Origin of the sequence: Nonomuraea sp. NPDC050540, from assembly GCF_044457485.1 — a bacterium.
GTDB lineage: Bacteria > Actinomycetota > Actinomycetes > Streptosporangiales > Streptosporangiaceae > Nonomuraea.
Genome location: NZ_JBITHA010000006.1, coordinates 311,886 through 335,591 on the forward strand (window position 1 = coordinate 311,886; position 23,706 = coordinate 335,591).

Below are 23,706 nucleotides of genomic sequence, written 5' to 3' on the forward strand. Positions count from 1 at the left end.
GGATTTATGGAGTAAGTGGGTATTAACGGCGTTGATGTCGCATCGGGCATCACGAATACGTCGCGAGTACATCGGGGGAAGAGAGCAATGGCAGAGCAGCGCAAGAAACCCGCCGCCAAGTCCGGCAAGGCCAAGAAGGCCACCATCAAGGCCACCAGGCAGGCCAAGGCCGCCAAGCGCCAGGAAACGCGCAAGCCGGTGGAAGAAGCATAAGAGTCACCGGCACTGAAAGGATCAGACAGCCGGGACACCACGTCCCGGCTGTCTGACCACGGAGAGACGATGCCCGCCTACCTGCGCTTTCCCGCCATCTTCCAAGACGTCGTCGTCTTCGCCGCCGAGGACGACCTCTGGATGGTCTCCGCCCAGGGCGGGCGCGCGTTCCGTCTCACCGCCGGGCTGGCCGAGGCCGGATACCCGCGCATCTCCCCGCGCGGCGACCAGCTCGCCTTCGTCGGCCGCGAGGAAGGCCCGGAAGAGGTCTACGTCATGCCCGCCGAGGGCGGCGCCGCGACCCGCCTGACCTACCACGGCGCCCGCTGTACCGTCACCGGCTGGGACCACGACGACCGCATCCTGTACGCCAGCGACGCCGGCCAGCCCTTCGAGGGCCGCAAATGGCTCCACCGGGTCGCCCCGGGCGGGGTCCCGCAGCGCCTGCCGTACGGCCCCGCCAACTCCATCGCGTACGGCCCGCACCACATGATCGTCCTTGGCCGCAACACCGCCGACCCCGCCCGCTGGAAGCGCTACCGGGGCGGCACCGCAGGCGACCTGTGGATCGACCCCGACGGCCACGGCGACTTCCGCCGGCTCATCAAGCTGCCCGGCAACCTCGCCTCACCCTGCTGGAGCGGCGAGCGCGTCTCCTTCCTGTCCGACCACGAGGGCACCGGCAACGTCTACTCCTGCACCCCCACCGGCGAGGACCTCCGGCGCCACACCCACCACAGCGACTACTACGCCCGCAACCTCACCAGCGACGGCCACCACCTCGTCTACCACGCCGGCGCCGACCTCTACCTCCTCCCTCCCGGCGCCGACCATGCGCGGAAGATCGACGTGCGCCTGGCCTCCTCCCGCACCCAGCGCAACCGGCGCTTCGTCGAGGCCGCCGACTACCTCGACAGCGCCACCCTCGGCCCCGACGGCACCACCCTGGCCCTCACCACCCGCGGCAAGGCCTACACCATGGCCGCCTGGGAGGGCCCAGTCCGCCAGCACGGCGCGCCCCACGGCGTCCGCTACCGCCACCTGACCTGGCTCAACGACGGCGAGCGGCTGGTCGCGGCGGCCAGCGGCGCCGACGGCGACGAGACCGTCACCCTCCTCGGCCCCGGCTCCAGCACGGCGCTGGCCGAGCTCGGCCGCATCAACGAACTCGTCCCCGACCCCGCCCACGACCGCCTGGCCGTCACCAACCACCGGGGCGAACTCCACCTCCTCGACCTCGGCACCGGCCAGGCGACGCTGGTCGAGGCCAACCCCCACGCCGGCCCGCACGACCCCGCCTGGTCGGCCGACGGCACCTGGCTCGCCTACGCCAGCCCGCTCAACGCCCAGACCACCGCCATCAAGCTCCACCACCCGGAGTCGGGCCGCATCGTCCAGGCCAGCGAGCCCATCCTGGAGGACAGTGCGCCCTGCTTCGACCCGGAGGGCCGCTACCTCTACTTCATCGGCCAGCGCACCTTCTCCCCGGTCTGGGACCAGCTCCAGTTCGATCTCGGCTTCCCGCTCGGCACCCGCCCGTACGCCATCGCCCTGCAGGAGGACGCGCCCGACCCCTTCGTCCCCCAGCCCCGCCCGCTGGAGACCAAGGACGAGGAGGAGGACGAGGAGGAGGACCCCCCGCCCCTCCAGGTCGACGCCGAGGGCCTGATCCACCGGGTCACCGCCTTCCCGCTGCCCGAGGGCCGCTACGAGCGCATCGCCGCCCTGCATGGCAAGGCGCTCATCCTGTCGAGCCCGCTGGAGGGCGAACCCGTCCTGCACCTGTACGACTTCGCCAAGGCCAAGAACGAGACGTTCGCGGAGGACGTCACCGACCTCGAACTCGCCCGCGACCACAAGACGCTGCTCTACCGCGCCGACGCCCGGCTCCGCGTGGTCAAGGCCGGAGAGGTCCCCGAGCACGACGACGACCCGCCCAGCCGGGAGAGCGGCTGGATCGACCTGGCCCGCGTCAAGGTCTCGGTCTGGCCGGAGCACGAGTGGCGGCAGATGTTCCGCGAGGCCTGGCGCCTGCAGCGGGAGAACTTCTGGACCGCCGACATGTCCGGCGTCGACTGGCAGGCCGTCTACGAGCGCTACCTGCCCCTCGTCGAACGCGTCAGCACCCGGGGCGAATTCTCCGACCTGCTGTGGGAGCTGCACGGCGAGCTCGCCACCAGCCACGCCTACGAGAGCGGCGGGGAGTACCGCCCGGGTCCCGACTACAGCCAGGGCAAGCTGGGCGTCGACTGGGACTACCGCGACGGCGTCTACCACATCGGCGCCATCGTCACCGGCGACCCCTGGGACCCCGAGGCCACCTCGCCGCTCAACCGCATGGGCCTCGACGTACGGCCGGGCGACGCCGTACTGGCGATCAACGGGCACCCCATCGGCGCCGAGACCACCCCGAACGAACGGCTGGTCAGCCAGGCCGACCAGGAGGTCGAGCTCACGCTGCGCCGCGGCGAGGACACCTTCACCGCCACCGTCAGGGCCATCGCCGACGAAGGGCCCGCCCGCTACCGCGACTGGGTCAACCTCAACCGGGCCCGCTGCCACCAGCGCTCGGCCGGCCGCATCGGCTACCTGCACATCCCCGACATGAGCACCACCGGGTTCGCCGAGTTCCACCGCGGCTTCCTGGCCGAGTACGACCGGCACGCCCTCGTCGTGGACGTCCGCTTCAACGGCGGCGGCAGCGTCTCGGCCCTGCTGCTGGAGAAGCTGGCCCGGCGCCGCCTGGGCTACGACTACCCGCGCTGGGGCCACCCCGAGCCCTACCCGGCCGAGTCCCCGCGCGGCCCGCTGGTCGCCATCACCAACGAGTGGGCCGCCTCCGACGGCGACATCTTCAGCCACACCTTCAAGCTCCTCGGCCTCGGCCCGCTCATCGGCAAGCGCACCTGGGGCGGCGTCGTCGGCATCTGGCCGCGCCACCGGCTGGCCGACGGCACCGTCACCACCCAGCCGGAGTTCTCCTTCGCCTTCGACGACGTCGGCTGGAAAGTGGAGAACTACGGCACCGACCCCGACATCGAGGTCGACATCACCCCGCAGGACTACGCGGCTGGAATCGACACCCAACTGGAGAAGGCGATCGACACCGCCCTTGACCTGCTCGAACGCAAACCCCCGCACACACCGGCAACTCGCGTGCAACCTTGACGGGGTGAACAGCGTCTAAAAGGTCATAGAAGGGGCAGTGCCACGGGGACATCGGTGCTGCCCCGGCTACACAGATCCTGGAGCCGGTGGCGGGAACCTTCCGTCACCGGCCACGTGTGTCATGACACCGGACGAGGGGACAAGGACAAGGTGCGCGCACTGGCACGCAAAGGGAAGGCCGCGGCCGCCCGGCTGTACAGGGGATACAACCGGCGCAGGCAGCGCAACGCGCCGCCTCCCTCCATCGGCACGATCCGCATCCTGCTCCTGCACGCCAACGGCATGGGCGGCACGATCAGAACGGTGTTCAACCTGGCCAGCTACCTGGCCGCCACCGGGCGCGACGTGGAGATCGTCTCCATCCTCAAGGAGGCCGAGCGGCCGTTCTTCCCCGTCGACGAACGCGTGAGGTTCCGCTTCCTCGACGACCGGCTCAAGCCGCGCCGCGGCGTACGCGCGATGCTGTCGATGATGCCCAGCCGCCTGATCCCCGAGGGGGAGTCGGCCGCCCACCGCTTCAACGCCTGGACCGACCTGCAGCTGGCCCGCTACATCCGCTCGCTCGACACCGGCGTCCTCATGGGCACCCGCCCCGGCCTCAACCTGGCCATGGCGCAGCTCGCCAACCCCAACGTGATCACCGTCGCGCAGGAGCACGTCGGGCTCAACGCCAAGCCCGAGGCCCTGCAGGAGCTCATCAAGTGGCGCTACCGCCGCTTCGACGCCCTGGTCACCCTCACCAAGGCCGACCTGCGCGACTACCGCAACACCCTGCCGAAGCGGCCCAGACGGCTGGTACGCATCCCGAACGCGGTGCCGCCCATGACCGGCGGCCAGGCCAAGCTCGACGCCAAGCTCGTCATCGCGGTCGGCCGCATCACCCGGCTCAAGGGCTTCCACCGCCTCATCACCGCGTGGGAGCAGATCGCCAAGGCCCACCCCGACTGGAAGCTGCGCATCTACGGCGACGGGCCCCAGCTCGACAACCTGCGCGCCCAGATCGCCGAGGCGGGCCTGGAGGACAAGGTCGAGCTGCCGGGACCCACGCAGGACGTGGGCGCCGAGCTGGAGAAGGCCTCGATCTTCGTGCTGAGCTCGCGCCACGAGGGCTTCCCCATGACGATCCTGGAGGCCATGGCCAAGGGGCTCGCCATCGTCAGCTTCAACAGCCCCCACGGGCCCAAGGAGATGATCAGCGACGAGGTCGACGGGCTGCTGGTCAAGCCCCGCACCAACGACAACCTCGCCGCCTCGATCCTGCGCGTCATCGAGGACGAGCAGCTGCGCCGTTCCCTGGCCGCCGGCGCCCTGGAGACCGCCCGTACCTACGACGTGGACGCGGTCGGCCGCATCTGGGACGACCTGCTGGAAGAACTGCTGGCCCGCCGCAACGGCACCTACGTGCCCAAGCCCAAGCCCGTCGCGTAACCCCTTTCCGACCGGCCGTTCCTCCGGGAGGCGGCCGGTCAGACGGTCAGCTCCAGCGGCTCGGCGATCACGTCCACGAGCGCGCCGTTGCGGTAGACGGTGATCGGCAGCGGGCGTCCGATCGCGTCGGCGAACATCAGCCGCTGCAGGCTCTGCGCGTCGCCCACCGGGGTACGGCCGGCGCTCAGCACCAGGTCGCCGCCCCGCAGCCCGGCCCGCTCCGCGGGCGAACCCGCCACCACCTCCACCACCCGCAACGCCGCCGCCTGCCCCGTGCGCCTGCGCAGCGGCTCCGGCAGCGGCGCGGGCGAGGTCACCAGGCCGAGGAAGGCCCGCCGTACCCTTCCGTCGCGGATGAGCGCCGCGATGATCGAGCGCGTCGTGCTGTTCATGGGTACGGCCAGCCCCACCCCCATCCCGGCCACCGCGGTGTTCACGCCCACCACCCGGGCCCGCGAGTCGGCCAGGGCGCCGCCGGAGTTGCCCGGGTTCAGGGCGGCGTCGGTCTGGATGACGTCCTCGATCATCCGTACTGCCGACCCGGCCCGCGCCGGCAGCGAACGGCCCAGCCCCGAGACCACGCCGGCCGTCAGCGACCCGGCCAGCCCGAGCGGGTTGCCGACCGCCACGACGAGCTGCCCGACCACGAGCTTGTCGCTGTCGCCCAGGACCGCGGGCTCGGGCGTGGGCCCCTGCGCCCTGATCACCGCGAGGTCCGACAGCGGGTCGCGGCCGACCACCGCGAACTCCTCCACCGTGCCGTCGGCGAAGGCCACCGTGCCGGCCCGCGAGGAGCCGACCACGTGCGCGTTGGTGAGCAGGAACCCGTCGGAGGTGAACACCACCGCCGAGCCGCTGTTGCGTCCCGCCCGTACGCCGGCCACCTTGGGCAGCAGCTCCGCGGCGACGGAGGAGACCACTTGAGAGTAGGCGTCGAGGGGATCCGCCATCGCGCGCTCCTTCGTTGCTTACAGGATTACACGCTAACTCTTCACGATCGGCCGTGCGTCGTCACGACCAGGCGTGCGTTCGTCACGATCACACGTGCCTGTTCACGACCGGGTGTGCGTCTTCATGACCAGGCGTGCGCGAGGGCCGCCCCCGCCGCGGCGGCGCCCAGCCCGGCCGCCACGCTGAGCACCGCGTTGCCCGCCGCCGCCGGCCCCGCGCCGCCCTCCGCCAGCCGCAGCGTCTCATATCCCAGCGTCGAATAGGTGCTCAGCGCCCCGCACAACCCGGTGCCCGCCAGCGCCATCAGCCCCTCACCCGTGGGCCAGGCCACCAGGAACCCCAGCACCGCAGAACCGACCACGTTCACCACGAGCGTCCCCCAGGGGAACACCACCGGGCCCGACCAGCCGCGCGCCGCCACCCAGCCCTGGACCGCCCGGTCCAGCAGGAACCGCGTCGGCGCGCCCACCGCCGCCCCTATCGCCACCAGCAGCACGTTCATCCGGCCCACCGCCGGGCCAGCAGGCGCGCGAGCCGTACCCCTGACCAGGTCGCCACGACGGCGCCCGCCATCGTCCCCACGAGGTAGACGAGCGCGAGCCAGAACGGCCCCTCCCCCGTCAGGAGCCGCACATCCACCACATAACCCGAGAACGTCGTGAAACCCCCCAGAACCCCGACCCCCAGGAACGGCCGCGCCAGCCGGTGCATCCGCGGCGCCGCCACCATGAGCATCCCGATCAGCAGGCAGCCCGCCACGTTGATCACCAGGGTCGCCCACACCGACGGCCACCACGTCTGCAGCCCGAACCGGGCCAGCGACCCAGCCACCCCACCCGCCGAGACCGCGCCGAGAACCCGCCACTGCCCCACAACACCCTCCTTCATCGTGTCAAAGCAGGCGATCATGGGAATTCACCGAGAAGAGGCCAAGCCTACGGAGGCTCCTTGAGCACACGGGACGCGGTCGCCCTTCTCGCCGGCGGCGTAATGATCGTTTCCTTGCTCGGCACCACGAACCGCACCCAGGCGGGCACCGCCACCAGCCCCCTGGCCAACACCACCGGCACCGGCACCGGCCTGGCGCCCCTCACCAGCCAAGCCGACAAGCAGGACGCCCGCGCCCTCATCTCCCGCCTGCGCGTCAAGGACCGCGGCTCCAGCACCGGCTACCAGCGCACCAACTACGGCGGCAACTGGGCCGACTCCGCCCCCGGCGTCCCCTACGCAGGCAACGGCTGCCGCACCCGCGACGACCTGCTGGCCCGCGACGGCCGCGACGTCGTCCGCGCCGGCTGCACCGTCCTGTCGTTAACCCTGACCGACCCCTACACCGGCCGCGACATCCACTGGCGCGTCTCCGACGCCGACGAGATCCAGGTCGACCACGTCGTCCCCCTCTCCTACGGCTGGCGCATGGCCGCCAAGTCCTGGCCGAAGTCCAAGCGCCTCGACTTCGCCAACGACCCCCTCAACCTCCTGCCCGTCGACGGCCGGGCCAACGAGGAGAAGGACGGATCGGGGCCCGCCGCCTGGCTGCCGCCCCAGCGCCGCATCCGCTGCGCCTACGTCACCCGCTTCGCCCAGGTCGCCGTCAAGTACGACATCCCGGTCACCCGCGCCGACAAGCAGACCATGCTCGACCAGTGCCGCTAGCCCTGCCGGCGCGCGTCCGTCCAGTCGAAGCCGTGCTTGAACGTCTGCTCGGCCAGCGCCCGCTGGCCCGCCGCGTTCGGATGGAAGAAGTCCCACTTGCTGATGTGATCCAGCGTGTACGGGAAGGAGAACACCGCCCCGCCGTCGCTGCGGCAGTTGGGGCCGTAACCGGCGCAGGCCCGCTCCAGCACCCGGTTGAAGTCCACGACCCGCTCCCGCACGCGCGCCCGCCGCTGCACGTCCTTGCGCTTGGTGGAGTCCGGCGCGGCCAGCATCGGCCGGCAGATCCGCCCCAGCGTCCAGAACGTCCGCGCGATCGGGTTGTCCTTGCCCGCCTGCCACAGCCGCCGAAGGTCCGGAATCGTGGCCACGAACACCCGCGCCCCCGGCAGCCCCGCCCGCAACGCCGCCAGCGACTCGGCTATCCGCCGCTCGAACACCGGCACCGGCGTCATCGTCTTCTCGGTGCCCGCGCACACGTCCTGGGCGCCGATGAGAATCGTCACATATTCCGCGTCGGCCGCCACCGCCTTGCCCACCTGAGCGCGCAGGTCGGCGCTCGTCGAGCCCGGCACCGCGAAGGTGAGATTGCCGTCCTTCATCCCCAGCCGGGTGAAATGACTGCCGACCGCGGGGTCCTTGCCCGCCGCCCACGAACGCGACGTGCACGAGACGTACCACCCGCACGCGTTGAACCCCGACGTGATCGAATCCCCAAGCGCCGCCATGACCTGCGGAACCGGAGCGACGATCGACCCAGACACCAGCACCGCGACCGCGGCCAAAGGCGTGATCATGGACACAAGGTAGATCGGCCCTTGCCTCCCGGCCAGGCGAACGGCCCGCACCACACCCACTTCGCATCGCCGCTTGACACGCCCGATCCGCAACACGCGAAAATTTTCGTGTTCATGGTCCGTAACCGGTCATTCACGGGGCCGGGAGTCGAACGTGTTCAGTTCCCGCATAGAGTGTCTTGAGTGAGTGTCGCGCTCGGAATCACCCGCCCTCTGCCGGTTCGCACCACCTCGGTAGGCGACCCCGGCGACCTGCTGCAATCCCTGCCGAAGACCGCGCCCTACGCGTGGATCCGGCATGGAGAAGGACTGGTCGGCTGGGGAGAAGCCGCCCGCGTGGCCGTTCCGCCCGGCCCCGGGCGCTTCGCCTGGGCCCGCGAGTGGCTGACCGACGTCTTCGGCCACGCCGCCGTCCGCGACGACGTGGGCACCCCCGGCACCGGGCCCGTGGCGTTCGGCACCTTCACCTTCGACGAGGACTCCCCCGGCTCCGTCCTCGTCGTCCCGCAGGCGATCCTGGCCCGCCGCGACGGCCACGCGTGGCTCACCACGATCGGCGACGCCCCCCTCGAACGCTTCAGCCCGATCCGCACCCCGGGCCGCATCAGCTACGGCGACGGCAGCCTCACCGCACCCGAATGGGAGACCATCGTCGCCCGCGCCGCCCAGCGCATCCGCGACGGCGAACTCGAGAAGGTCGTCCTGGCCCGCGACCTGCTCGCCACGGCCGAACGCGCCATCGACATCCGGCTGCTGCTGGGGCGCCTGGCCACCCGCTACCCCGACTGCTACACCTTCTCCGTGGCCGGCATGGTCGGCGCCACGCCGGAACTCCTCATCCGGCGCACCGGCCAGGAGATCGAATCCCTGGTCCTGGCCGGCACCACCCCGCGCGGCACCAGCCCCTCCGACGACCTCTCCCGCGGCGCCGCGCTGCTGGCCAGCGCCAAGGACCGGCACGAGCACGAGTGCGCGATCGCCAGTGTCCGCGACACGCTGGCCCCGCTCTGCTCGGCCCTGCAGACCCCCGACGAGCCGGAACTCCTCGTGCTGCCCAACGTCCAGCACCTGGCCAGCCACGTGACCGGCCGCCTGGCCGACGGCGCCTCCGTCCTGGACGTAGTGGCCGCCATGCACCCCACGGCCGCCGTCGGCGGCACTCCCACCGACACCGCCATCGACGTGATCCGCGAACTCGAGGGCATGGACCGCGCGGGCTACGCGGGCCCGGTGGGCTGGATCGACGCCCACGGCGACGGCGAGTGGGGTATCGCCCTGCGCTCGGCCCAGATCAGCGGCCGCCGCGCCCGCCTGTTCGCCGGCGGCGGCATCATGTCCACCAGCGACCCCGCCCTCGAACTCGCCGAGGCCCAGGCGAAGTTTCGCGTCATGCAGTACGCCCTCGAAGGGCCCTGAGCCCCTTTTTCATCCTTTACGGCTCCGCCACCCCCACCCCACCCGCCGATGTCGGCGCGCGCAGGTCGGGGGGATCGCTTCTCACGCCGGACGGGCCGGGCGCCGCAACGGCGCCCGTCAACCACCCGACCGGGAACCCCAACCGATACCCCGGCCGTCCCGGCCCCTGCCGAACCGGGGTCAGGGGGTGATGCCGGCTGCTGCGATTCCGCGGCGGGTGTAGCCGATTCGGGTGTAGACGCCCAGGGCCGGCCCGTTGTCGTCGTCGACCATCAGGGCCACCCGGCCGTAGGCGTACACCAGTTCCCGTGACACCCACCGGCACACCCGCTCGCCCAGCCCCCTCCCGCGGAACGGCCCAGCGGTCGCGACCCCGGCCAATAAGCCCACGTCCGGCGCGCTCCACGCGTCCGCCGCCACCGCGGCCAGCTTGCCCTCCGCCCGCAGGCCCGCCCACCGCGTCACCCCGGCGGCGCCGGGCACCGCGTAGGACTCCGGAGCGAAGTCCGTCAGCAGCGCCGCCACCTCCGGGGACGCCTCGCCGGGCAGCCAGCCCACCTCAAGCTCGTCGGCCGGAACGGGGACAGCAGGCTCGCGAAGCAGGCTCATCCAGGAGAATTCGCCCGCCACCTCCATCCCCTCGACCTTCGCCGCCACCTCGGCGATCGTCCGCGTCTCGCCCAGCGGGCGGTAGGCAGGGCCCAGTTCGGCCAGGGCGTGGCGGACCAGCGGGACGGCGCTCGCCGTACCGCCGGAAACTGCCAGGCGGGCGCGACGGGCGAGGTCCGGTGCGGCCGTCACCACCGCGTCGCCCAGCGACCAGGCCCGCGCGCCGGGCCTGAGGCCCTGGGCCGCCCACATCAGCAGGTCGTCGTCGCCGCACGCGGCCCTGACCTGCGCCGGTGAGGTGAGCTCGTGGATCACAGAATCGAACCCGGCCGGTACGCCGCCGCCTCCGGGTGGGCCGAGACCACGTGGCCCACCCGCTGCGAGACCGACTCCACCTGGTCGGCCGCGGCGCCGGTGAAGGAGACGCGGTCGGCCAGGAGAGCGTCCAGGGCCGGGCGGTCCAGCGGGAAACGTTCGTCGGCGGCCAGACGGTCCAGGAGCTCGTTGGCGGCGCCGCGCGAGCGCATCGCCAGCGCCGCCGCCACCGCGTGCTCCTTGATCAGCTCATGCGCGTGCTCCCTGCCCACCCCGGCCCGCACCGCCGCCATCAGCATCTTCGTCGTCGCCAGGAACGGCAGGTAGCGGTCGAGCTCGGCGGCGATCACCGCGGGGAAGGCGCCGAACTCGTCCAGCACCGTCAGCATCGTCTCCACCAGCCCGTCGAAGGCGAAGAACGCGTCCGGCAACGCCACGCGGCGCACGACCGAGCACGAGACGTCGCCCTCGTTCCACTGGTCGCCCGCCAGCTCGCCCACCATCGAGGCGTAGCCGCGCAGGATCACGGTGAGCCCGTTGACCCGCTCGCACGAGCGCGTGTTCATCTTGTGCGGCATCGCCGACGAGCCGACCTGGCCCTCCTTGAAGCCCTCGGTCACCAGCTCGTGCCCGGCCATCAGCCGGATCGTCTTGGCCAGCGACGACGGCGCCCCGGCCAGCTGCACCAGCGCGGTGACCACGTCGTAGTCGAGCGAGCGCGGATACACCTGCCCCACCGAGGTGAACCGCCGCTCGAAGCCCAGGTGGGCGGCGACCCGGTTCTCCAGCTCGGCCAGCTTCTCACGGTCGCCGCCCAGCAGGTCGAGCATGTCCTGGGCGGTGCCGACCGGGCCCTTGATCCCGCGCAGCGGGTAGCGGGCGATCAGCTCCTCCAGCCGCGTGTACGCCACCAGCAGTTCGTCGGCCGCGCTCGCGAACCGCTTGCCCAGCGTCGTCGCCTGCGCCGCCACGTTGTGGGAACGGCCGGCCATCACCGTGGCCTCGTGCTCCTCGGCCAGCGTCGCCAGCCGGGCCAGCAGCGCCACCGTGCGCTCGCGCACCAGCAGCAGGCTGTCGCGGATCTGGAGCTGCTCGACGTTCTCGGTCAGGTCGCGCGAGGTCATCCCCTTGTGGACCTGTTCGTGCCCGGCCAGCGCGTTGAACTCCTCGATACGCGCCTTCACATCGTGCCGGCTGACCCGCTCCCGCTCGGCGATCGAGGCCAGATCGACGTCCTCGACGACCTTCTCGTAGTCGGCGACCGCGCCCTCGGGCACCGTCACGCCCAGCTCCGCCTGCGCCCGCAGCACCGCCAGCCACAGCCGCCGCTCGGCGACGACCTTGTGCTCGGGAGACCACAGACGCGCCAGCTCAGGGGAGGCGTAGCGGGCGGCCAGGACATTGGGGATACGCGGCTTAGTCACGTTCCATGAGTCTATGGTGCGCCCATCGCCCAGGGCACGCCGACCCGGCCTGCCGTACCAGGGAGAAGAGCCACTGCGGTCTGCCGTGGTGGCGGACCCGAGCAGCAACAAGGCGACCTACCCGGATGCTGCGAGTCCCGGCGCCGACCTGGTGCTCATCGCCCTGCCGACGGGGTATCGCCAGGAGATCGTCCTTCGAGAGAAGCCCGCCAAACCGGTGGAGACGTGGTCACCGACAAGCAGCTTTCCGAGACCGGGGGGCAGGTGGTGATCGGCATTGAGGCTCGTCATGAGTGTGAACCCCTCTTCCCCTGGGAAGAAGGGGTCACCACATTCGCCGTGGGATACCGGCTCGAACTCCGCTTCGATCTGAAGAGCCCTCTGAAGGGGCGGCAGATCATAGACAGGGCAACGCGACAAGCCGTTCCCATGCTGTAGCCACATGCGCGCCTGTACGGCCCCGCATCGCCGTCAGACGGATCTCGTGGGTGAGAAGGCGCTGCGGCGGGCGGGGCACCACACCCGTCCGCCGCAGCGCGCTCATACCCCCCGGATCAGGGCGCCGAGGCCAGGACCTTCGGCTCTTCCTCCACCTCGGCCGCGGGCTTGCGGCGCAGGCGGTCCTTCGTGCGCTCGACCATCGTGTACAGAGTCGGGACCAGCACGAGGGTCAGCAGCGTCGAGGAGATCAGGCCGCCGATGACCACGATCGCCAGCGGCTGCGAGATGAACCCTCCCGATCCGGTCACGCCCAGCGCCATCGGGGTGAGGGCGCAGATCGTCGCCACCGCCGTCATGAGGATCGGCCGCAGCCTGCGCCTGCCGCCTTCGACGACCGCGTCGACGATGCCCATCCCCTGCTCGCGGTACTGGTTGATCAGGTCGATCAGCACGATCGCGTTCGTGACCACGATGCCGATCAGCATCAGCATGCCGATCAGCGCCGGCACGCCCAGCGCCGTGTCCGTGGCCACCAGCAGGCCGATCGCGCCGGTCGCCGCGAACGGGATCGACACCAGCAGAATCAGCGGCTGGATGAACGAGCGGAACGTCGCCACCATGATCATGAAGACGATCGCGATCGCCGCGAGCATCGCGATGCCCAGGTCCGAGAACGCCTCCGCCTGGTCGGCCGAGACGCCGCCGATGGTGTAGGAGGCGCCGGCGCCCAGGGCCACGCCGTCCAGCTTCGTCGTCAGCGTCTGCGTCACGCTGCCCAGGTCGCTGCCGGCCGCCTTGGCCGAGATGGTCGCCGAGCGCTCGCCGTCGATGCGCGAGACCTGCGTCGGCCCGGCCACCTCTTCGACGTCGGCCACCGACGACAGCTTCACCAGGCCGGCCGCGGTCGGCAGCTTCAGCTTCTCGATCTCCTTGATGTCGGAGGGTGCGTCGTCGCCGCGCAGCACCAGGTCGGAGGAGCGGCCGTCGAGCGTGACCTCACCCAGCGGCGCGCCGCGGAAGGCCTGCGCCACGGCCTGGCCCACCTGGGCCTCCGACAGGCCCTTCTCGGCCGCCTTCTCCCGGTCCACCCGCACTTCGACGCGCGGCGCGCTGGCCTCCAGGTTCGAGGAGACGTCACGCAGGCCCGGCACGTCGGCCATCGCGGCCTTGACCGCCTCGGACGCCGTGCGCAGCGACTCCGCCTCCGGCGCCTGGACGATCACGTCGATCGAGTCGGAGGAGAACCCGCCGCTCTGCGCGCCGACCTTCACCTCGCCGACGCCGCTCAGCCCTTCCAGCCGCTCGCGGATGCGCTGCTCCACCGCGACCGTGTCGACGTCCTCCTTCAGCGTCACCGAGTACGAGGCCCGGTCGGCGCCGCCGCCGACGCCACCCTGCATCTGGTTGCCGCCGCCCACGTTGACCTGGTAGGACTCCACGCCGTCCAGCCCGGACAGCGAGTCCTCCACCTTCTTGGCCGCGGCGTCGGTGGTCTTCAGGTCGGTGCCGACCGGCATCTTCTGGCTGATCGAGGTCGTGTTCTGCCCGGAGGAGTCCAGGAAGTTCGTCCGCATCTGCCCGGCCAGGCCCATCGTGCCCACGAACACGGCCACGCCGATGAGCAGCGTCACCACCCGGAAGCGGGTCGCGAAGCGCAGCACCGGCAGGTACATGCGCTGCAGCGGGCTGCGCAGTTCCTTCGCCTCGGCCTTCTCCCGGTAGGCGCGCGCCTGCTCGGGCGTCAGCTTCGGCGTCTTCAGGAACCAGTACGCCAGCACCGGCACCACGGTCAGCGACACCACCAGCGAGGCCAGCAGGGCGACGGCCACCGTGACCGAGAACGGGCCGAACAGTTCGCCGACCATGCCGCCGACGACCGCGATCGGCGCGAACACCGCCACCGTGGTCAGCGTCGAGGCCGTGACCGCGCCCGACACCTCGCGGACCGCGGTCAGGATGGCTTGGAGTTTGGCCTCGCCGTACGCGAGATGGCGTTTGATGTTCTCCAGCACCACGATCGAGTCGTCGACCACGCGGCCGACGGCGATCGTGAGCGCGCCGAGCGTGAGCATGTTGAGCGAGTAGTCGCCCGCCCAGAGCGCGATCAGCGCGATGACGACCGACAGCGGGATCGAGACCGCGGTCACCAGCGTCGAGCGCACCGACAGCAGGAAGACCAGGATGACCAGGACGGCGAAGGCCAGGCCCAGCAAGCCCTCGGTGGTTAGGCTCTTGATCGACTCCTGGACGTAGGGGGCCTGGTCGAAGACCACCTCGACCGCCGTGTTCGAGGAGTCGCCCAGCGACTTGGTCAGCTCGGGCAGCTTCTCGCGGATCTCGTCGGAGATCGTCACGGCGTTGCCGTCGGGCGACATCGTCACCGACACGCCGAGGCTGGTGTGGCCGTCGGTGCGGGTGATCGTGCTCGCCTCGGCAAGGCCGCGCTCGACCGTGGCCACGGAGCCGAGCTTGACCGGCTTGAGCGGCTTCGGCGTCGGGATGGCCTGCGCCGGGATCTGACCGGTCTGCGGGCGGCCCTGCGGCTGCGCCTGGGGCTGGCCCTGCGGCTGGCCCTGCGGACGGGCCTGGGCCGGGTTCTGCGGCTGCGCCTGGGGCTGGGCGGGGGTGAGGTAGAGGTCCTTGAGCTTGTTCAGCGAGTCGACCCGGGCGCCCACCTGAACCGACAGCGACTTGCCGTCGTCGGTCAGCGAGCCGGCCGGGATCGGCGTGCCGTTGGCCTTCAGCACCTCGGGGATCTGCGCCACCGACACGCCCGCTTTGGCCATCTTCTTGGCGTCGGGGGTGATGGTGACCACCTCGTCGCGGGTGCCGGTGACCGACGCCTCGCGTACGCCCTCGACCGCCTGCAATTCCGGCACCATGATCGTGCGCAGTTTCTCGGCCATCCCGCGGGGGTCGCCGCCGTCGCCCACCGACAGCACCATCACCGGGATGTCGTCGGTGTTTCCCGCCACGACCTGCGGATCGACGTTGTCCGGCAGCTGCGACTGAATGCGGCTGACCGCCGTCTGCATCTTGTTGAGCGAGGCCTCGATGTCGGTGCCGAAGGCGAAGGCCACCTGGATCTGCGCCAAGCCCTCCTTCGAGGTGGAGGTGATCTGCTCCATGCCCTCGATGCCCTTGAAGGAGTCCTCGATGGGCTTGGTGACCTGATCCTCCACGATCTCCGGCGAGGCACCCGGATAAGGGGCGACCACGAACGCGCCGGGGAAGGCCAAAGAGGGCAGCAACTGCTGCTTCAACTGCGGAATCGTGAATGCGCCGAACGCGCTGAGCACGATCGCGACCAAGATCACAAGGCTGCGGTTGACAAGGCTCAACCGGGCGAGAGCGGTCATGGGGGTCCCTTCAGAGTTCGCCCCAGACTAACACTTCGCCTTGCACGAATATTTAACGAGCAGTGGACTTCCTGATAACCTTCTCAGGAAGCAAGGGGTGAGAGTGGACGACGAACGCGCCGAACTGATCCGCCGGATCACCGATACTCAGCGTGACCTGGGGCGATTCCTCACCCAAGATCGATCGCCCCTCTTCGACAGCAACCTGACCCTGCGCCAGCTCAAGGTCGTCATGATCGTGTCCTTCCACGGCTCGGCCTCCGGTCAGGACCTCGCGCACAACCTCGGCGTCGGCCTCGGTACGGTCACCGGCATCGTCGACCGCCTCGTCGCCCACGGCCTGGTCAGCCGCTACGAGGACCCCCACGACCGGCGGGTACGCCGCATCCGGCTGACCGAGGCGGGCCGCGAGCTGATCGAGCAGATCAACGACACCGGCCTCGGCCACTTCCGCCGCATCATGGAACGCCTCGACCTCGACACCCTGAAGACCCTCGCCGAGGTCACCGAGAAGATCCACGAAGTGGCCCGCTGCCTCTGAAGCTAGGCCGGAGAGGACTCCAGCCGGGCCAGCACCCTCGGCAGCGGTCCTTCGTGCACCACCGTCAGCCGCCGCGTCGCCCGCGTCACCGCCACGTACAGGTCGCGCCCGCTCATCCCCGCCGGATCGACCACCACCACCGTGTCGAACTCCAGCCCTTTGGCCTGCGTCACCGTCAGCACCGCCACCGGCGCGTCAAGGTCGTCGCCACCCGGGAACAACGCCGCCACCCGCGCGTGCTCCGCGTCGGAGACGATCACCCCGGCCCGCCCCTCCCCGATCGCGGCCAGCTCGGCCGCCACCAGGCCGGGCAGCACCTCGGGCCCGCCCGCCACCGCCCTGGGCTCGGCGCCGCCCTCACGCACCGACTCCGGCGGCTCGTGGCCGGGGTCGATCTCCAGCAGCACGTCGGCGGCCAGCCGCATGATCTCCACCGGCGTCCGGTAGTTGACCAGCAGCCGTTCCTCCCGCCACCGGCCCTCCAGGTACGGATCGAGCATCTGCGCCCACGTACGCGCCCCGGCCGCCGAGCCGGTCTGCGCCACGTCGCCGACCACGGTCAGCGAACGGGCCGGGACCCGGCGCATGACCAGCCGCCATGCCATCGCCGACAACTCCTGCGCCTCGTCCACGATCACGTGACCGTAGGCCCACGTGCGGTCGGCGGCGGCCCGCTCGGCCAGGCTCGGCCCCGGCCCGTCGTCGTGGTGGCGCTCGGCCAGTCCCCCGCCCTCCAGCAGGTGGCCGACGCCGGTCAACCGCACCACCTCGCTCGCGAACAGTTCCTCCTCCTCGCGCTCGCCGTCACTCTCGCGGGCCGCCGCGCGCCGGGCCGAGTCGTCCTCGCCCAGGAGTTCGGCCGCCTCGTCCAGCAGCGGGACATCGCCGACCGTCCACCCCGCGTCCAGGGGCCGCAGCAGAGCCCGCGGGTCGAGCCCTTCCGGCACGGTCCTGGCGAGCGTGTGCGGGTCGGCGAACGTCTCGCCGATGAGTCGCTCCGGGGTCAGCTCCGGCCAGAGGCCGTCGACCGCGCGGCGTACGCCCTCATCCGCCCACAGGCGCTCCGAGCCCAGCCTGAGGTCGGTCTCGTCGAGGTCGCGATCCAGCTCCAGCGGCGCGTACTCGGGGTCGTCCAGGTCCTCGATGCGCAGCGCCGCCTCCAAAGCCCGCGTCTCGGCCACGACCAGCTCCTTGAGCAGCTCGGTCACGAACAGCTTGCGGGCCATGTTGTGCGGCAGGCGGACCGCGCGGGCCCGCCGCCGCAGCGCGGCGCACCTCGCGTGCGCGACCCGCAGGGGCAGGCCGTCGTAGAGGATCTCCAGGTCGCCCTCGGGCAGGCGCTGACGGTCGCGCACCGCCGCCGCCACGAAGCCGGCCATCCGCAGGTCGCCCTTGACCAGCGCGACAGGGGCCGGGTCGGGCGCGGCGGCCCGCACGCCGGGGAACAGCTCGCCCACCGTCGCCATCACCACCTGCGTCTCGCCCAGCGCGGGCAGCACCTGGCCGATGTAGCGCAGGAACATCGGGTTCGGGCCCACGACGAGCACGCCGCGCCGGTCGAGGGCGTCGCGGTGGGTGTAGAGCAGGTACGCCGCCCGGTGCAGGGCCGCGACCGTCTTTCCCGTGCCGGGTCCGCCCTGCACCACCAGCGCCCCCTGGAGCCCGGCCCTGATCACCCGGTCCTGCTCGGTCTGGATGGTGGCCACGACGTCGGTCATCCGGCCGGTTCGTCCCCGGCGCAGCGCCGCCAGCAGCGCGGCCTCGCCGACCAGGTCACGGCGGTCGTGCTCGCTCATCCCGGCCAGGTCGAACACCTCGTCGTCCAGGCCCACCACCATGCGCGCGCGGGTGTGCAGGTGGCGGCGCCGTACCAGGCCGGCGGGATCGGCGGGGGTGGCGACGTAGAAGGGGCGCGCGACCGGCGCGCGCCAGTCGACGAGGACGGACTCGTGTTCGTCGTCGCGCAGGCCGATGCGGCCGATGTAGAGGGTTCGGCCGCCGGTCTCGTCGACGCGGCCGAAGCACAGGCCCCGCTCGACCGCGTGGAGCCGGGCCAGGCGGCCGGCCTGCTCGCCCGCCGTCACCTCGCGTTCGACCAGCATCCGGGCGGTCAGTCCCGCCCCGCCGCCGCCGTGCACCTCGCGCAACGCCCGCTCGGCCCGCTCGCGCGCGAGGTCGAGCCTGCCGTACAACATCGAGACCTTGACCTGCTCGGACTCGATCGCCTCAGCCAGAGCACTTTGACGATTGGACATCGCGTGGTATACTCCTTACTGGACATGTGTGGACATCGGCCAGCTCTTCACCATACTACCGCGTGCGATCGCACGCGGTTTTTGCGTCTTACGACCGTTTTACGGCGTGCGGCATTGACTCCCCGGTAGATCGAGGAGGCATGCCATGACCGACATAGACCCTGTCCGCGTGATTCCGCGCAAGCTCATCATCGGCGCCCTCGCCGCACTGGTGATCACCACCGCCGGCGGAGCGGGCGTGGCCACCGCGGCCAGCGCCTCGCCCACCCCCTCCCCCAGCGACAGCGCCACCCCCACCGAGACCCTGGCGCCCACCGAAGAGCCGACCGCCGAACCCCCGAGCGCGAGCCCGGAACCGCCCAGGCGCGCCCACCTGAGGGCCATGGGCGGCATCCGCAGCGAGGTCGTCGTGCCCAAGGCGGGCGGCGGCTACCAGACCGTCGCCACCCACACCGGCGAGGTCACCGCCACCGGCGCCGACAGCATCACCGTCAAGAGCGAGGACGGCTTCTCCCGCGCGTACACCGTCAACGACACCACTCGCGTCAACGCCGGCCGCGAGGGCCTCGGCGGCGTCGAGAACGGCGACACCGTCCACGTCACCGCCACCATCGAGGGCCAGAGCGCCACCGCCCAGCAGGTCACCGACCTCACCCGTCCAGAAGCCGGGCCCGAGACCCTGCCCGGCCACTTCAAGGTGCTGCCCGGCATCATGCCGCCCGACTTCGCCATCAAGAAGCGCCTGCCCGAGAGGGAGTGAGGGGCGCGCTGCTAACTTCGAGGCCGTGTCCGCTTACCTGACCGAACTGTTCTCCCTGACCGGCCGCCGCGCCCTCGTCACCGGCGGCAGCTCCGGCATCGGCTACACCATGGCCGAGGCCATCGGCCGCGCCGGCGCCGAGGTGGTCATCGTCGCCCGTCGGCGGCCCGAGCTGCGCCGGGCCGCCGACCGGCTGGCCGCGCACGGGGTCAAGGCCTCATGGATCAGCGCCGACCTCGGCGACCGGGCCGACCTCGACCGGGTCGTCGAGGAGGGCGGAGAGATCGACATCCTCGTCAACGACGCCGCCAACAACATTCGCAAACCCATGGCCGAGCTCACCGACGACGACTACGAGCAGACCATCGCGCTCAACCTCACCGCCCCCTACCTCCTCGGCCAGCACCACGGCCCCCGCATGGCCGCGCGCGGCTGGGGCCGCATCCTCAACGTCGGCTCGCAGCAGACCAACAGCGCCTTCGGCGACAGCGGCGTGTACGGCGCCGCCAAGGCCGCCATCGCCGGCCTCACCCGCTCCCAGGCCGAGGCCTGGTCCCGCGACGGCGTGTGCGTCAACACGATCATCCCCGGCTTCGTGCTGACCCCGCTCACCGAACCCGCCCAGGCCATCCCCGGACGCACCGAGGAACTCGCCGCCCGTCACATGAGCGGCCGCAACGGCCTGCCCGCCGACTTCGCCGGCGCCGCCGTCTTCCTCGCCTCCTCCGCCTCGGCCTTCGTCACCGGCCAGCAGCTCTTCGTCGACGGCGGCTTCTCGGTGCACTGACAGGCGGCTTCTCGGCGCACTGACAACCGCGCCGGCAGCGGCGCGTACGCCCTGGGGATCGTCCGGCCGGCGGAGGGGCGCTCCAGGGGTTTCGTCCCAGGTGAGGACGCCCGCGCGGCCCCGTGCTGGAAGGGTTTTGAGCACACACACCGACACGAAGGCGGTTGCCTTGCTCAGATACCCGGCCGCGTCCCTGCTCGCCGGAGCCCTCCTGCTCACCGGGCTCGCCGCCCCGGCCGCCCAGGCCGCCACACCCGCCATCTCCTGGGGCGCCTGCGCCCAGAAGGTGGCGGGCATGGAGTGCGGGACGCTCACCGTCCCCCTCGACCACGCCGACCCCAAGGCCGGCACCCTCGACGTCGCCGTCTCCCGCTTCAAGGCCACCGGCAGGCGGATCGGCTCGCTGGTCATGAACTTCGGCGGCGGCGGCAACGGCGTCGCCATCCTGGGCGCCGCCCATGCCCAGTACGCGGCGCTGCGCGCCGGATACGACCTGATCGGCTTCGACCCGCGCGGCTCCGGCGGCACCGCGCCGGTGCGCTGCGGCGACGGCCGCGCCTTCGCCCGCCTGGTCGAGCTCAACCCCGGCTACACCAAGGCGTTCCGCCGCGAGACGGCCGCGTTCGCCCGCGCCTGCGCCAAGGACTCCGCCAGGATCCTGCCGCACGCCGGCACCGCCGACACCGCCCGCGACCTGGACCTCCTGCGCGCCGCGCTCGGCGAGGACAAACTCCACTACTACGGCAAGTCCTACGGCAGTGCCCTCGGCGGCGTCTACGCCACCCTCTTCCCCGGCAGGCTCGGCAGGATGGTGCTCGACGCCGGCGTCGAACCCCGCCAGAGCCTCCTCCAGCTGGAACGCGGCGTCACCCTCGCCCTCCAGACCGGCTACGAACGCTTCCTCGCCGACTGCGCCCGCCGCGCCTGCGAACTGGGCAAGAACCCGGGCAGAACCGTCGAACGCCTGCTCAAGCGCCTGGAGCACGACCCCCTGCAGGTCGGCAAGCGCCGGCTCGGCCGCGCCCTGGCCACCTCCGCCCTGACCTTCGCCACCACGCGCGAAGCCTGGCCCGGCCTGTCGGCGGCCATCGGCCAGGCGGTCAAGGGCGACGGCGAGACCCTGCTGGCCGTCTCCGACTACGTGACCCAGCCGCTGCCCGACGGCACCTACGGCTCCTATGCGGGCACCGCCACCAACCTCGCCGTCTACTGCCGCGACCGCATCCGCCCCGGCGAGAAGGAGCTGCGCCGCGACCAGGCCGAGCTGAGCCGCCTGTCGCCCGTGTTCGGGCCGATCGGGGTCACCAGCGGGTTCCTCGCCGCGGCCTGCCGGTACTGGCCGGTCGGGGCCGACGCGGAGGGCCGCACCGTCGCGCACACCGGCGCCACACCCGTCGTCGTCATCGGCTCCCGCAAGGACGTCGCCGCCCCGCTGAGCGGCGCCGCCAGTCTCGCCAGGCAGTTGCGCACCGGCATCCTCGTCACCTACGAGGGCGACATGCACGGCGCCTACCCCGACGGCGGGCCGTGCGTCACCGGCGCGGTCGAGGGATACCTGCTGCGCGGCGAACGGCCAGGCCGGAACCTGTCCTGCCCTGCCGTACGGTGAACCCATGGACGAGCGCCCTCTGCTGCTGGTGGGACGGCTGCGCCACCGGCACTGGGTAGCGCTGGACGTGGCCATGGCCGCCGGTCTCACCCTTCTGCTGGGCGGCGCGGCCGTGGTGCTCGGGACACCCGCGGCGGCGCCGTACATCGTGTGCATGTACGCGCCGCTCGCGGTGCGGCGGCTGTGGCCCCTGCCGGTGCTGGTCGTCATCTTCGCCGCGGCCGCCCTGTCGCTGCTGGCCGGGAACGTGCCGACCGGGCCGCTGGAGGTCGGCGGGTTCCCCGACGCGCTGCGGGTGCTGGCCTGGAACCAGCCGATGGCGGTGACCATCGCCCTGTACACGGTCGCGGTCCACTGCCGGCGCGCCACCGCCCTGGCCGCTCTGCTGGCCGCGGGCATCGGGCTGAGCGCGCTCGTCCTCGCCACGCGGCCCCCGCCCGAGGCGGTGGGAGCGGTGCTGATCTGCTGGTTCCTGTTCGCCAGCCAGTGGGTCACGGGTCTGGTCGTGCGCGAGCGCCGCCTGTACATGACGCGGCTGGCGGCCAGGACCGCGCGCGAAGCCGTACTCGACGAGCGCCTGCGCATCGCCAGGGACCTGCACGACAGCGTGGCGCACAGCATGAGCGTGATCACCGTCCAGGCGTCCGTGGCCGCGCACGTGGCCGAGGCGCGGCCGGCGGCGGCGCGCGAGGCCCTGGCCCAGATCGAGGCGACCGGCAGGGCCGCGCAGGTCGAGATGCGGCGCATGCTCGGGCTCCTGCGCCGCGAGGACGACGGCGCCCCGTGTGACGCGCCGGGGCCGGCCGCCCTGCCCGAGCTGGTCCGCGCCGCCGGGGCGGCGGGCGTCGAGGTCACCCTCGACGTGGACCCCGGGCTCCGGCTGGGCAACGGGCCGGGGCTGACCGTGTACCGGCTGGTCCAGGAGGCGCTCACCAACACGGCCAAGCACGCCGCGCCCACGCGCTGCCTGGTCACCGTCACCGCCGCCCGCGACGGGGTGCGGGTGCGGATCACCGACGAGGGCCCGCGAACCGGCGCGGACTCACCCGGCCGGCGTGCCGGAGCGCCGGGCGACGGCGGCCACGGGCTGGCGGGGATGCGCGAGCGCGTCGCGCTCTACGGCGGCGAGCTGACGGCGGGGCCCCTGTCCGGGGGCGGATTCGCCGTCGAGGCGTTCCTGCCCGACGAGTCCGCGCCGCGACCCGTGCGGCAGCCCGCCCAGGAGGAGCGGTGAAGCGGCGCACGATCCTCGTCGCCGACGACGAGCGGCTGGTGCGGGCGGCGTTCCGCATGCTCATCGACAGCTCGGACGACCTGGTCACCGTGGGCGAGGCGGGCACCGGCGGCGAGGCCGTCGCCCTGGCCGCCGAGCTGCTTCCCGACGTCGTGCTCATGGACATCCGCATGCCCGGCATGACAGGCCTGGAGGCCACCGGCCTCATCCGCGCCCTGCCCGACGCCGAGGGGGTGCGCGTGCTGGTCCTCACCACCTTCGACCTCGACGAGTACGTCTACGGGGCGCTGCGCGCCGGGGCCAGCGGGTTCCTGCTGAAGGACACCCCTGCCGCCGATCTGCTGGCCGCGTTGCGCGTGGTCGCCGACGGGCAGGCCCTGCTCGCGCCCAGCGTCACCACACGCCTGATCGCCGAGTTCGCCCGCCGCCCCGGCGGCGCCGGGAACGGCCGTCACGGGACCGGCCGCCATGGAACCGGCCGTCACGGGATCGGCGGTGACGGGGGCGCGGGTCGCGCGAGCGTGCCGATGGCCGAGCTGGCCGGGTTGAGCGAGCGCGAGCGGGAGGTGCTGCTGCAGATCGCCCGCGGCCACACCAACGACCAGATCGCCGAGCACCTGGGCATCTCCCGCGTGACGGTCAAGACCCACATCCGCCGCCTGCTGGCCAAGCTCGACGCCCACGACCGCGCCCAGCTGGTCGTGGTCGCCTACGAGTCCGGCCTGGTGACACCGGGACACTGA

At 71.9% G+C, this 23,706-nt stretch carries 20 protein-coding genes; 12 read left to right on the forward strand and 8 right to left on the reverse strand.

The genetic code is table 11. The features are described 5' to 3' along the window. Positions 1-87: 87 nt before the first annotated feature. The 3 genes from ACIBI5_RS22595 to ACIBI5_RS22605 all read left to right on the forward strand — a co-directional run bounded on the left by ACIBI5_RS22595 (position 88) and on the right by ACIBI5_RS22605 (position 4,809). Positions 88-213: a hypothetical protein gene (locus ACIBI5_RS22595; protein ID WP_379624270.1), complete on the forward strand. Its 126-nt coding sequence runs from the start codon at positions 88-90 to the stop codon at positions 211-213. A gap of 69 nt (positions 214-282) precedes the next feature. Beyond that, a complete protein-coding gene (locus tag ACIBI5_RS22600) occupies positions 283-3,381 on the forward strand; it encodes a S41 family peptidase (protein ID WP_397249715.1) in 3,099 nt (1,032 codons plus the stop codon). Positions 3,382-3,531: 150 nt separating this feature from the next. Beyond that, positions 3,532-4,809, forward strand: a complete 1,278-nt coding sequence (locus ACIBI5_RS22605; protein WP_397249717.1) for a glycosyltransferase family 4 protein — start codon at positions 3,532-3,534, stop codon at positions 4,807-4,809. Positions 4,810-4,847: 38 nt separating this feature from the next. Here ACIBI5_RS22605 and ACIBI5_RS22610 read toward each other — a convergent pair whose 3' ends face one another. From ACIBI5_RS22610 to ACIBI5_RS22620, 3 genes are all read right to left on the reverse strand, one after another. Then, positions 4,848-5,759: a S1C family serine protease gene (locus ACIBI5_RS22610; RefSeq protein ID WP_379638153.1), complete on the reverse strand. Its 912-nt coding sequence runs from the start codon at positions 5,757-5,759 to the stop codon at positions 4,848-4,850. A gap of 122 nt (positions 5,760-5,881) precedes the next feature. After that, positions 5,882-6,262 (reverse strand): fluoride efflux transporter FluC, encoded by a 381-nt coding sequence (locus ACIBI5_RS22615; RefSeq protein ID WP_397249719.1) that lies wholly within the window; start codon positions 6,260-6,262, stop codon positions 5,882-5,884. Continuing rightward, on the reverse strand, positions 6,259-6,648 hold the full coding sequence (locus ACIBI5_RS22620) for a fluoride efflux transporter FluC (RefSeq protein ID WP_397249721.1): 390 nt from the start codon (positions 6,646-6,648) through the stop codon (positions 6,259-6,261). The genes ACIBI5_RS22615 and ACIBI5_RS22620 overlap by 4 nt, the downstream gene beginning before the upstream one ends. 60 nt (positions 6,649-6,708) lie before the next feature. Between ACIBI5_RS22620 and ACIBI5_RS22625 the strand changes: the two genes are divergently transcribed. Continuing rightward, the gene (locus ACIBI5_RS22625) at positions 6,709-7,416 is read left to right on the forward strand and encodes an HNH endonuclease family protein (protein WP_397249723.1); all 708 of its coding nucleotides are present in this window, start codon (positions 6,709-6,711) and stop codon (positions 7,414-7,416) included. Here the strand turns inward: ACIBI5_RS22625 and ACIBI5_RS22630 are convergent. Then, entirely contained in the window at positions 7,413-8,213 is an 801-nt protein-coding gene (locus ACIBI5_RS22630; protein WP_397249725.1) for an SGNH/GDSL hydrolase family protein, read from the reverse strand. The two genes, ACIBI5_RS22625 and ACIBI5_RS22630, sit on opposite strands and share 4 nt — an antisense overlap. 183 nt (positions 8,214-8,396) lie before the next feature. Between ACIBI5_RS22630 and ACIBI5_RS22635 the strand changes: the two genes are divergently transcribed. After that, entirely contained in the window at positions 8,397-9,629 is a 1,233-nt protein-coding gene (locus tag ACIBI5_RS22635) for an isochorismate synthase MenF (protein WP_397249727.1), read from the forward strand. 180 nt (positions 9,630-9,809) lie between these two features. Here the strand turns inward: ACIBI5_RS22635 and ACIBI5_RS22640 are convergent, their stop codons facing one another. Together ACIBI5_RS22640 and purB are read right to left on the reverse strand one after the other, a co-directional pair. Further along, a complete protein-coding gene (locus tag ACIBI5_RS22640) occupies positions 9,810-10,553 on the reverse strand; it encodes a GNAT family N-acetyltransferase (RefSeq protein WP_397249729.1) in 744 nt (247 codons plus the stop codon). After that, positions 10,550-11,977: an adenylosuccinate lyase gene (purB, locus tag ACIBI5_RS22645; protein WP_397249731.1), complete on the reverse strand. Its 1,428-nt coding sequence runs from the start codon at positions 11,975-11,977 to the stop codon at positions 10,550-10,552. Before purB ends, ACIBI5_RS22640 begins: the two co-directional genes overlap by 4 nt. Positions 11,978-12,202: 225 nt before the next feature. Between purB and ACIBI5_RS22650 the strand changes: the two genes are divergently transcribed. Continuing rightward, positions 12,203-12,415, forward strand: a complete 213-nt coding sequence (locus tag ACIBI5_RS22650) for a hypothetical protein (RefSeq protein WP_397249733.1) — start codon at positions 12,203-12,205, stop codon at positions 12,413-12,415. A gap of 116 nt (positions 12,416-12,531) precedes the next feature. Here ACIBI5_RS22650 and ACIBI5_RS22655 read toward each other — a convergent pair whose 3' ends face one another. Then, positions 12,532-15,777, reverse strand: coding sequence for an efflux RND transporter permease subunit (locus ACIBI5_RS22655; RefSeq protein ID WP_397249735.1), 3,246 nt, complete (start codon positions 15,775-15,777; stop codon positions 12,532-12,534). Positions 15,778-15,880: 103 nt separating this feature from the next. Between ACIBI5_RS22655 and ACIBI5_RS22660 the strand changes: the two genes are divergently transcribed. Beyond that, entirely contained in the window at positions 15,881-16,318 is a 438-nt protein-coding gene (locus ACIBI5_RS22660) for a MarR family winged helix-turn-helix transcriptional regulator (protein WP_397249737.1), read from the forward strand. Positions 16,319-16,320: 2 nt separating this feature from the next. Here ACIBI5_RS22660 and ACIBI5_RS22665 read toward each other — a convergent pair whose 3' ends face one another. Continuing rightward, complete coding sequence (locus tag ACIBI5_RS22665; protein ID WP_397249739.1) at positions 16,321-18,573, reverse strand: HelD family protein; 2,253 nt, start codon at positions 18,571-18,573, stop codon at positions 16,321-16,323. Positions 18,574-18,718: 145 nt separating this feature from the next. Here ACIBI5_RS22665 and ACIBI5_RS22670 point away from each other — a divergent pair, with 145 nt between their 5' ends. The 5 genes from ACIBI5_RS22670 to ACIBI5_RS22690 all read left to right on the forward strand — a co-directional run bounded on the left by ACIBI5_RS22670 (position 18,719) and on the right by ACIBI5_RS22690 (position 23,706). Continuing rightward, complete coding sequence (locus ACIBI5_RS22670; RefSeq protein ID WP_397249741.1) at positions 18,719-19,333, forward strand: hypothetical protein; 615 nt, start codon at positions 18,719-18,721, stop codon at positions 19,331-19,333. 25 nt (positions 19,334-19,358) lie between these two features. Further along, positions 19,359-20,120: an SDR family NAD(P)-dependent oxidoreductase gene (locus ACIBI5_RS22675; protein WP_397249743.1), complete on the forward strand. Its 762-nt coding sequence runs from the start codon at positions 19,359-19,361 to the stop codon at positions 20,118-20,120. Between the two features lie 169 nt (positions 20,121-20,289). After that, a complete protein-coding gene (locus ACIBI5_RS22680) occupies positions 20,290-21,729 on the forward strand; it encodes an alpha/beta hydrolase (protein ID WP_397249745.1) in 1,440 nt (479 codons plus the stop codon). A gap of 4 nt (positions 21,730-21,733) precedes the next feature. Beyond that, positions 21,734-22,963 carry a sensor histidine kinase gene (locus tag ACIBI5_RS22685; RefSeq protein WP_397249747.1) on the forward strand — a complete coding sequence of 410 codons (1,230 nt, stop codon included), beginning with the start codon at positions 21,734-21,736 and terminating at the stop codon, positions 22,961-22,963. Continuing rightward, positions 22,960-23,706 carry a response regulator gene (locus tag ACIBI5_RS22690; protein WP_397249749.1) on the forward strand — a complete coding sequence of 249 codons (747 nt, stop codon included), beginning with the start codon at positions 22,960-22,962 and terminating at the stop codon, positions 23,704-23,706. The genes ACIBI5_RS22685 and ACIBI5_RS22690 overlap by 4 nt, the downstream gene beginning before the upstream one ends.